Below are 5983 nucleotides of genomic sequence, written 5' to 3'. Positions count from 1 at the left end.
AGGGGGCTGGGGGGTGGGGGGTGGGGCTACCCGAACGACTTTCCCCGTAACCCCGCCTCACCTGCGCTATGCTTGCCCCCACAGCGGACGGCAACTGGCGCTGAACGTGGGCCAACCACGGGGAAGCCGCTCCGAATTCCATTTGATCGCGCGCCTGGGTCGGACGTTTGCCGCATACGCGGCGCGTCCGAAGTCTTTTCTTGGATCTTCCTCGGAGGCGGTAAACAATGGGCAGACAGGCACTCATTTCGGTCAGCGACAAGACGGGCGTGGTGGAATTTGGGCGAGCGTTGGCAGAGCGCGGCTGGACACTCCTGAGTACGGGGGGCACCTTCGCGGCCTTGCAGGAAGCAGGCGTGCCCGTCACGGCAGTCAGCGACGTGACGGGCTTTCCCGAGATGCTGGACGGACGGGTCAAGACCCTGCACCCGGCCATCCACGGCGGCATCCTGGCCCGGCGCGAGGACGGGCATCTGTCCGAACTGGCGGCCCAGGGTTTTGGCACCATCGATCTGGTGTGCGTCAACCTGTACCCCTTCCGCGAAACGGTGGCGCGCGGCGCACCCTTTGCCGAGGTCATCGAGAATATCGACATCGGCGGCCCGGCCATGATCCGCTCGGCGGCCAAGAACCACGCGGGCGTGCTGGTGCTGGTGGACCCGGCGGATTACGAACTGGCGCTTCAGGACGAGGTTGCACCTACTGAACGCCGCCGCCTGGCTGCCAAGGCGTACCGCCATACCAGCGAATATGACGCCGCCATCACCGCGTATCTGGAGGGCGATTCGGACACGCTGCCCACCAAACTGCCGTCAGAATTGACCCTGAATTTGTCCAAGGTGGCCGAGGTCCGTTACGGCGAGAACCCCCACCAGCCCGGCGCGATCTACCGCTGGGGCGGCGCGCACGGCCCAGTGATGGACGCCCGCGTGGTGGCCGGAAAACCCATGAGTTTCAACAACTACGCCGATGCGGACGCCGCCTGGGCGCTGTGTACGGAGCTTGGGCAGCAGGAAGAAGGCATGGTCTGCGTGGCCGTCAAGCACGGCAACCCCTGCGGCGTGGCGCGGGCCAATGACGTGCGCGCGGCCTGGGAACTGGCGTGGGACGCCGACACCCTCAGCGTCTTTGGAGGCGTGGTGGCGGTCAGCGGAGCCGTCGATCTGAACGCGGCCCAGGCCATGCGCGGCACCTTTTTAGAGGTGCTGATCGCGCCGGACGTGACCCCGGAAGCCGTGGAGTGGTTCGCCGCCAAAAAGCCCGACCTGCGCGTGCTGATCGCCAGGAAAGCCGAAGCGGTCAGCGTGCTGGACCTGCGCCCGCTTGCCGGGGGATTTGCCGTGCAGGAACGCGACACCCGCCCGTGGGATGACCTGTGCCCGGAAGTGGTGACCACGCGGCTGCCCCGCGACGAGGAATGGAACGATCTGCGCTTCGCATGGGCCGTGGTCAAGCACGCCCGCAGCAACGCGGTGGTGCTGGCACGCGGCGGCGTCAGCGTGGGCCTGGGCGCGGGGGCGGTCAGCCGCATCTGGGCCGCCGAACGTGCCGTGGCCAACGCGGGCGAGCGGGCGCACGGTGCGTCCCTGGCCTCCGAGGCGTTCTTTCCCTTCGACGATGTGGTCCGGCTGGCGGCGGGCGCTGGAGTCACCGCCATTCTGCAACCGGGGGGCGCAAAACGTGACCCCGAGGTGATCGCCGCCGCCAACGAACTGGGCCTGAGCATGGTCTTCACGGGTTCGCGGCACTTCCGGCACTGATGAAGAAGGTTGATGGTTGATGGTTGACGGTGAAAAAAGCACATCTCCCCGTTCTCTCCTTGGCAAGCCACTGGCCGATGAGGTCATCAAGGGCGTTAAGGAAGCCCTGTCTGACTGGAACTTCCGCCCGCACATGGTCAGCGTCCTCGCTTCCGACGACGAGGCTTCGCGGGTGTACGTGGACAGCAAGGCGCGGCGGGCCGGGCGGCTGGGCGTGGACTTCAGCGTGCGGGAACTGGGAGCCGGGGCGTCTCAGCAGGAGCTGGAGGCGGCGTTACGCGAACTCTCAGCGGACGACTCGGTTCACGGCGTCGTGCTGGAACTGCCGCTGGCTGCCGGGCTGGATGCGGACGCCGCCCTGCTGCACATCGCGCCGCGCAAGGATGTGGAGGGGTTGACCCCTGCCAACCTCGCCCTGATCGCGGCGGGGCGGGAATCTGAGGCTTTGCTGCCGCCCACGCCGCGCAGCGTGCGCTTTCTGCTGCGGCGCGTGCTGGGCGACGACCTGCGCGGCCTGCGCGTGGCTGTGATCGGGCCGGGGCGCACGGTGGGCCGCCCGCTGACCTTCATGCTCAACAACCGGGGCATGACCGTGACGCTATGCAACGAATACACCCGCGAACTGGCCGGGGTGCTGGCCCCGCTGGACGCGGTGGTACTGGCCGTGGGACGCGCCGGACTGCTGAAGCCTGAACACGTCCAATCCCATCACGTCGTGATCGATGCCGGAATCAACGTGCAGGACGGGGGCGAGATGGTGGGGGACGCCATGCCGGACCTCCCCGTGCGGGCGCAGACGCCCGTGCCCGGTGGCGTCGGCCCGCTGACCAGCGCACTGATGTATCAGAATCTGGTACGCGCGGTGAAATTACAGCGCGGCGAGGCGGTGGAATAGGAGCCGGGTTCTCCACCCTCGCACTTTCTCCTGACCGAAAAAAGCCCTCTCCAAGAAGGAAGAGGGCCTTTCATCTCCTCCAACCTCTAATCGCTACCCCGGCCCACGGTCAGCAGTTCGCCCGGCTGTCCCTCCCCTGGTTCGGTGTGGCCCGGCTCGGCGTGGCGCAGGCTCTTATCCCAGGTCACGCGGCCCATGAAGTAGTGGCGATAGGCCATCGGCAGGCTCAGGAACAGGGCAAACCCGTAGACGGGCAGGCTGGCGAGGGTGAAGGCGGTGCGGCCCAGCGACAGACGGTTCTCGCGCTGATAACGGGCCACCCACTGCAACTGGATGATCAGGTTGATGACAGTGATGATCAGGCTGACCTTCGCGTCCAGCACCAGCCCCTGCGTACCCATCGCCCAGCGCAGCGGCTGGGTCAGGAACGACAGCACGATGATGCCGCTGAGCCACGGTCCCAGGATGAAGTAGCTCAGGTCCAGGCGGGCCAGCACGGGAACGGGCCTGCGCCACAACTGCGCCAGATACGGCAGGCACTGCATGGTGCCCTGCGTCCAGCGGGCGCGCTGGCGCGAGAAACGGCGCAGATCAGGCAGGCCCTGCTGCGTGACCGCTTCCTCTAAAAAGACCAGTCGGTGGCGTGGGTTGACCAGCCGGGCCTCTACCGCGCTGCCAAAATCTTCGAGCAGCACGTCAGGCCACGGAGTCTGCCCGGCCTCGAACATAGCGGCCACATAGCTGGCGCGCATAAATTGCCCGTTGCCGCACAGGGCGGCGCTGTGCCACCACGAGCGCATCAGTTGAATGTGGCGGGTGATGAAGAATTCCAGGTCCTGCTGCTGCTCCAGCATGCGGCCCACCACGTTTTTCAGCCCCAGCTTGCCGGGGGACTGCCGGATTCGCACGCGGGCCTGCGCGGCCACCACGTCCGCGTGGGCCAGCACGCGCCGCGCCTCGGGCAGCAGACCAGGGGTCACGCGCCCGTCGGCGTCCACCACCACGAAAACCTGTTTTTGCAGGTCCGCGCTCGCTGAGCGCAGGTCCCGCAGCAACTGCGACACCGCCCAGTTCATGGCCTTGCCCTTGCCCTGGCGGGCCTCCGGCGCGCTGCGGCGCAGCAGGATCACGCCCGCGTCATTCCGCGTCAGCCGTTCCACCAGTTCCGCCGTGCGGTCATCGCTGCCGTCGTCGATCACGGCCACGCGGGCGTCGGGGGCCACCTCGCGCAGGTTGCGGACGGTGGCCTCAATCACCGCGTCCTCGTTCAGCGCGGGGACCACGAAGGTAAAACGCAATGCCTCGTCTGCCGGATACAGCCGCCGGGGCCGGGGCAGCGTGGCCGACAGCAGCATTTGCAGAAAGTACAGGCTCAGCATCAGCAGGCCCAGCAGATCGAGAATGGTCAGAAATCCATGCAGTGCGTCAGTCAAAAGCTCCCCCGGTGGCGTCAGGCGCTCGGCCCGGTTCACCCGACTTTGCAGTCTTCTTAACTATGCAACGTGGATTGTGGGCTTGAAAAGGGCCAAATGAGAAACAGCCCCCACGCCACTGGGCGTTCTCTCTTCAATCGAAGCTTTCGGGCAGGTAGATCTCGCGCCCCTGCGTGGTTTTTACATACGAACTGCGGCCCAGGTACACCGCCGCCTCGCCCGTGAACAGCCGCCGGTCATCGTAGAAGGTGGGATCGTGGCGGACCTCCAGCACCTCGCCCACGAACAGGTCATGGTCCCCGGTGGGCACGGTCTGGATCACCCGGCAGCGGTAGTACAGGTAAGCGTCGGCCAGGGCCAGTGGCGCGTCTGGCAGGGTTTGCAGGCCCAGGCGGGTCAGCTTGTCCTTTTGGGGCAGATCGTGGAGGGACAGCACACCCGTCCCCTGAATCGGCTTTGCATGCGAGGCGGGCAGGAAGTTGATCCCGAACGTGCCGCTCCCCGCCACCAGCCCATGCGTGGCCCGCTCCCTGCCGATCAGCACGCCGTACATCGGGGGCTGGGCGCTCAGGGCGGTGTGCCAGCCCGCCGCCATCACGTTGCGGACCCCGGCATGTTCAGCCGTGACCAGCGCTACCGTGCCGGGGTAATAGCCGAAAAACTGCGTGCCTGTCTCGCTGAGCATGGGGGCAGGATAGCGGGCGGGGTCAGGACGGAAGCCGCGCCAGTTCCCGTGCCGCCAGCCGCAGATAATACGGGACGAAATTGGGCCGCCAGCCGGGCAATGTGCCTTCCCAGTTGCGAAAGCGGGCGTCGTAGACCACAGCACGGTGTAAAAGGGCCAACGGAACTGCGCTGCTGAGCAAGGACGCGGCATCAACGCAGCCGAGCGCAGATAGGTAAGCCTCGATCAACCGTTTTTCGAGGTCTGGATATGCAGTTCTGATGGGCAACTCAACCCCCGCCGGATCAAAGGTAAACGCCAGGAACCATCCCATATCCATAAACGGGTGGGCGGCGCTGGCAGTCTCGGCCCAGTCGAACCAGACTGCGCCGCGCTGGCCGCTTAGGGCATTGCGGGGGTGGGCGTCGCCGTGCGCGGGTAGATCGGGCAGATTCAGGGCGGCAAGATCAGCGAAGGCCGTGCGAATGGCGGGTCTTGCCGCGCAAAGCGTTTCAAGGCAGCTCTCCTCCAAGCCCCAGGCGCGCAACGTGTTCAGATCGGCCAGAAACGAATCCACCCGTCCGGCCATTTCCAACAAGGGGAAGGCTGGGCAACCCAGAGCCGCCAGAGCATGAGCGTCCGCATTCTGCTGGAAATGGGCCAGCCTGCGTGCCGCTTCAGTCCAGGCGTCCAGCTCACTCACCATATCCAGCAATTTACCGCCAGAGAGGGTCAGCAAAGAATTGGAGGACGGGTCTACCCACAGCACAGGCGGCAGCAAGTCGGGCAACGTTTTGGAGAGATACTCAGTGACCGCTGCCTCGCGTGGCGAGTCACTGACTTTAAGGTAGACAGCACCCTTATCCGTTGCAGCCCACATGACGCATGCAAGATCGTTGACGTCCCCTACGGACAGGTCATCTAACTTTCTCAGTCCACTTGTTCCTAGCGTGCTGTCAAGCCGCTTTTGTGCTTGTGAAGGCCAGCTCGGAAGCTGCCAGGGACGGGCATTGGGAAGTGGCAACACCTCCATATCTACCCAGCACATTCCGTCTGGAATTTCCTCCGACAGAAGTTGCAGGCGTGGCTGCTCATGATGCCCCACAGAAAGACCACCACCATGCAGCAGCCACGCCACGAGATTCCAGTTAGCACGCATACCTTGTGCGATGCCTTGATCTTCTCGAAGCTCCAGCGCAGGCCACCCGTCCTCACACCGCAGCACCCGCCG

At 65.5% G+C, this 5983-nt stretch carries 5 protein-coding genes and 1 riboswitch; of the genes, 2 read left to right on the top strand and 3 right to left on the bottom strand.

What is annotated here, in order from left to right; genetic code table 11:
• Positions 1 to 80: 80 nt before the first annotated feature.
• Positions 81 to 167, top strand: a riboswitch (ZMP/ZTP riboswitch).
• A gap of 60 nt (positions 168 to 227) precedes the next feature.
• Together purH and BOO71_RS23290 are read left to right on the top strand one after the other, a co-directional pair.
• Entirely contained in the window at positions 228 to 1760 is a 1533-nt protein-coding gene (purH, locus tag BOO71_RS23295; RefSeq protein WP_075836600.1) for a bifunctional phosphoribosylaminoimidazolecarboxamide formyltransferase/IMP cyclohydrolase, read from the top strand.
• Positions 1761 to 1779: 19 nt separating this feature from the next.
• Positions 1780 to 2655, top strand: coding sequence for a bifunctional 5,10-methylenetetrahydrofolate dehydrogenase/5,10-methenyltetrahydrofolate cyclohydrolase (locus tag BOO71_RS23290; protein WP_075836598.1), 876 nt, complete (start codon positions 1780 to 1782; stop codon positions 2653 to 2655).
• Between the two features lie 86 nt (positions 2656 to 2741).
• Here BOO71_RS23290 and BOO71_RS23285 read toward each other — a convergent pair whose 3' ends face one another.
• The 3 genes from BOO71_RS23285 to BOO71_RS23275 all read right to left on the bottom strand — a co-directional run.
• Complete coding sequence (locus BOO71_RS23285) at positions 2742 to 4088, bottom strand: glycosyltransferase (RefSeq protein ID WP_254843276.1); 1347 nt, start codon at positions 4086 to 4088, stop codon at positions 2742 to 2744.
• A gap of 133 nt (positions 4089 to 4221) precedes the next feature.
• Positions 4222 to 4773 carry a flavin reductase family protein gene (locus BOO71_RS23280; protein ID WP_075836124.1) on the bottom strand — a complete coding sequence of 184 codons (552 nt, stop codon included), beginning with the start codon at positions 4771 to 4773 and terminating at the stop codon, positions 4222 to 4224.
• A gap of 22 nt (positions 4774 to 4795) precedes the next feature.
• Positions 4796 to 5983 (bottom strand): phosphotransferase (locus tag BOO71_RS23275; protein WP_139323149.1); only part of this gene is annotated, 1188 nt, incomplete at its 5' end.

The organism is Deinococcus marmoris (genome assembly GCF_001949125.1).
GTDB classification, from domain to species: domain Bacteria; phylum Deinococcota; class Deinococci; order Deinococcales; family Deinococcaceae; genus Deinococcus; species Deinococcus marmoris_A.
The sequence above is the reverse complement of the archived record's forward strand: the minus strand, read 5'-3'. Positions and strand labels throughout refer to the sequence as shown.

What these genes read in the sequence shown, in the direction of transcription:
- purH (WP_075836600.1), top strand. Translation starts at nt 228, where the DNA reads ATGGGCAGACAGGCACTCATTTCGGTCAGCGACAAGACGGGCGTGGTG.
- BOO71_RS23290 (WP_075836598.1), top strand. Translation starts at nt 1,780, where the DNA reads ATGGTTGACGGTGAAAAAAGCACATCTCCCCGTTCTCTCCTTGGCAAG.
- BOO71_RS23280 (WP_075836124.1), bottom strand. Translation starts at nt 4,773, where the DNA reads ATGCTCAGCGAGACAGGCACGCAGTTTTTCGGCTATTACCCCGGCACG.